Annotated in this window: 3 protein-coding genes; all 3 read left to right on the top strand. The window is 64.8% G+C overall.

The window, feature by feature from the left end; translation table 11 throughout:
- The coding region (gene purF / locus ACIP0B_RS28125; protein ID WP_400838399.1) for an amidophosphoribosyltransferase at nt 1-1,428 on the top strand (1,428 nt) is incomplete at its 5' end.
- Nucleotides 1,429-1,508: 80 nt separating this feature from the next.
- Nucleotides 1,509-2,720, top strand: a complete 1,212-nt coding sequence (locus ACIP0B_RS28120; RefSeq protein ID WP_400838396.1) for an O-succinylhomoserine sulfhydrylase — start codon at nt 1,509-1,511, stop codon at nt 2,718-2,720.
- Between the two features lie 5 nt (nt 2,721-2,725).
- A complete protein-coding gene (locus ACIP0B_RS28115) occupies nt 2,726-3,493 on the top strand; it encodes an SDR family oxidoreductase (protein ID WP_400838402.1) in 768 nt (255 codons plus the stop codon).
- Nucleotides 3,494-3,677: the final 184 nt, after the last annotated feature.

The raw sequence follows: 3,677 nt of genomic DNA, 5'->3' as shown, positions 1-3,677 counted from the left end.
CGCGGCCAGGACGCTGCCGGGATCGTGACCAGCCATGATGGCCGGTTGTTCCTGCGCAAGGACAATGGCCTGGTGCGTGACGTGTTCCAGCAGCGTCACATGCAGCGCCTGGTGGGCCACATGGGGATCGGCCACGTCCGTTACCCGACCGCCGGCAGCTCGACCTCGGCCGAAGCCCAACCGTTCTATGTGAACTCGCCTTATGGCATCACCCTGGCGCACAACGGCAACCTGACCAACGTCGAACAGTTGGCCAAGGAGATCTACGAGTCCGACCTGCGCCACGTCAACACCAGTTCCGACTCGGAAGTGCTGCTCAACGTGTTCGCCCACGAACTGGCCCAGCGTGGCAAGCTGCAGCCGACCGAAGAGGACGTGTTCGCCGCCGTGACCGACGTGCACAACCGTTGCGTCGGCGGTTATGCGGTGGTGGCGATGATCACCGGCTACGGCATCGTCGGTTTCCGCGATCCGCACGGCATCCGTCCGATCGTGTTCGGCCAGCGTCACACCGACGAAGGCGTCGAGTACATGATCGCCTCCGAGAGCGTGTCCCTGGACGTGCTCGGCTTCACCCTGATCCGCGACCTGGCGCCGGGCGAGGCTGTATACATCACCGAAGACGGCAAGCTGCACACCCGTCAGTGCGCGACCAACCCGTCCCTGACCCCGTGCATCTTCGAGCACGTCTACCTGGCGCGTCCGGACTCGATCATCGACGGCGTGTCGGTGTACAAGGCCCGTCTGCGCATGGGCGAGAAGCTGGCCGAGAAGATCCAGCGCGAGCGCCCGGACCATGACATCGACGTGGTCATCCCGATCCCGGACACCAGCCGCACCGCAGCCCTGGAGCTGGCCAACCACCTGGGCGTGAAGTTCCGCGAAGGCTTCGTCAAGAACCGCTACATCGGCCGTACCTTCATCATGCCCGGCCAGGCCGCGCGCAAGAAATCGGTGCGCCAGAAGCTCAACGCCATCGAGCTGGAGTTCCGCGGCAAGAACGTGATGCTGGTGGACGACTCCATCGTGCGCGGCACCACCTGCAAGCAGATCATCCAGATGGCCCGCGAAGCCGGCGCGAAAAACGTCTACTTCTGCTCCGCGGCCCCGGCCGTGCGCTTCCCGAACGTGTACGGCATCGACATGCCGAGCGCCCACGAGCTGATCGCCCACAACCGTTCGACCCAGGACGTGGCCGACCTGATCGGCGCCGATTGGCTGGTCTACCAGGATCTGCCTGACTTGATCGAAGCGGTCGGCGGCGGCAAGATCAAGATCGAGCAGTTCGATTGCGCGGTGTTCGACGGCAAGTACGTCACCGGCGACGTCGACGAGGCGTACCTGAACAAGATCGAGCAGGCGCGCAACGATGCCTCCAAGGCCAAGACCCAAGCGGTCAGTGCGATCATCGATCTGTACAACAACTGAGTTTCCGCCGGCCCTGAGGGGCCGGTTTTGCATCTGTCGCAAGACGTTCATTTATCAGGATCAGGGCAAGGAGTGACAGCATGAGTCAGGAATGGGATGCCGGTCGGCTGGACAGCGATCTCGAAGGCGTAGCGTTCGACACCCTGGCCGTACGTGCCGGACAGCACCGTACGCCGGAAGGCGAGCACGGCGATCCGATGTTCTTCACCTCCAGCTACGTGTTCCGCACCGCAGCCGATGCGGCGGCGCGGTTTGCCGGGGAAGTGCCGGGCAACGTCTATTCGCGCTACACCAACCCGACCGTGCGTGCGTTCGAAGAGCGCATCGCCGCGCTGGAAGGTGCCGAGCAGGCGGTCGCCACCGCCACCGGCATGGCCGCGATCATGGCGGTGGTGATGAGCCTGTGCAGCGCGGGCGACCATGTGCTGGTCTCGCGCAGCGTATTCGGTTCGACCATCAGCCTGTTCGAGAAGTACTTCAAACGCTTCGGCGTGGAAGTCGATTACGTGCCGCTGGCGGACCTGTCGGCTTGGGATGCGGCAATCAAGGCCAACACCAAATTGCTGTTCGTCGAGTCGCCGTCCAACCCGCTGGCGGAGCTGGTGGACATCGCCGCGCTGGCGGAAATCGCCCATGCCAAGGGCGCGATGCTGGTGGTCGACAACTGCTTCTGCACCCCGGCGCTGCAGCAGCCATTGAAGCTGGGCGCTGACATCGTCGTGCATTCGGCGACCAAGTTCATCGACGGCCAGGGCCGTTGCATGGGCGGCGTGGTCGCCGGCCGTGGCGAGCAGATGAAGGAAGTGGTCGGTTTCCTGCGCACCGCAGGGCCTACCCTGAGCCCGTTCAACGCCTGGATCTTCCTCAAGGGTCTGGAGACCCTGAACCTGCGGATGAAGGCGCACTGCGCCAACGCCCAGCAACTGGCCGAGTGGCTGGAGAAGCAGGACGGCATCGAGAAGGTGCATTACGCCGGCCTCGAAAGCCATCCGCAGCATGAGCTGGCCCGTCGTCAGCAGAAAGGCTTCGGTGCGGTGGTGAGCTTTGAGGTCAAGGGCGGCAAGGAAGGGGCGTGGCGCTTCATCGATGCGACCCGGTTGGTGTCGATCACGGCCAACCTGGGCGACAGCAAGACCACCATCACCCACCCGAGCACCACGTCCCACGGTCGCCTGGCGCCGCAGGAACGCGAGGCAGCGGGCATCCGTGACAGCCTGATCCGCGTCGCGGTCGGTCTGGAAGACGTGGCGGACCTGCAGGCCGACCTCTCGCGCGGGTTGGCGGCGTTGTGATCGAGCTGCCTGACCGGGCCGCAGGCGCCCATGGCCGTGTCGCACTGGTCACGGGGGCGGCGCGCGGCATCGGCCTGGGCATCGCGGCCTGGCTCATCAGCGAAGGCTGGCGGGTGGTGCTGACCGACCTGGATCGCGCGCGCGGTTCGAAAGTGGCCAAGGTGCTGGGCGAAAACGCCTGGTTCATCGCCATGGACGTGGCGGACGAGGGCCAGGTGGCGGCGGGCGTGGCCGAGGTGCTGGGGCAGTTCGGCCGGCTGGACGCGCTGGTGTGCAACGCGGCGGTGGCCGATCCGCACAACATCACGTTGGAAAGCCTCGATCTGGCCTGGTGGAACCGGGTGCTGGCAGTGAACCTCAGCGGCCCGATGCTGCTGGCCAAGCACTGTGCGCCGTACCTGCGCGCGCACAGCGGCGCCATCGTCAATCTGGCGTCGACCCGTGCGCGGCAATCGGAGCCGGACACCGAGGCCTATGCGGCGAGCAAGGGCGGCCTGCTGGCCTTGACCCATGCGCTGGCCATCAGCCTTGGGCCGGAGATCCGCGTCAATGCCGTCAGCCCCGGCTGGATCGATGCGCGGGATCCTTCCGTGCGTCGGGCCGAGCCGCTGACCGATAGCGATCACGCCCAGCATCCGGCGGGCAGGGTAGGGACGGTCGAGGACGTGGCGGCGATGGTGTCCTGGCTGCTGTCGAAGAATGCCGGCTTTGTCACGGGCCAGGAGTTTGTGGTCGACGGCGGCATGACCAAGAAGATGATCTATTCCGAATAGATGGCGGGTTCGAGTGCCGGTTTGCGGTGCCCTGATTGAAACGATTTCGTCTTTTTCAGAAAAACTTCAAGCAGGGTATTGACTTAGCTTCGGCACCTGCGTAAATTTCGCGGCCTCGGAGATGCAAACGGGTGATTAGCTCAGCTGGGAGAGCGTCTGCCTTACAAGCAGAATGTCGGCGGTT

Origin of the sequence: Pseudomonas sp. NPDC089534, assembly GCF_044749305.1 — a bacterium.
Classification (GTDB): Bacteria; Pseudomonadota; Gammaproteobacteria; order Pseudomonadales; family Pseudomonadaceae; genus Aquipseudomonas; species Aquipseudomonas ekonensis.
Note: the sequence above shows the minus strand (reverse complement) of the source record. Positions and strands in the feature narration are given on the sequence as shown.

Bases quoted from the DNA above. Each gene is read 5' to 3' on its own strand.
- ACIP0B_RS28120 (WP_400838396.1), top strand. From the start codon at position 1,509: ATGAGTCAGGAATGGGATGCCGGTCGGCTGGACAGCGATCTCGAAGGC.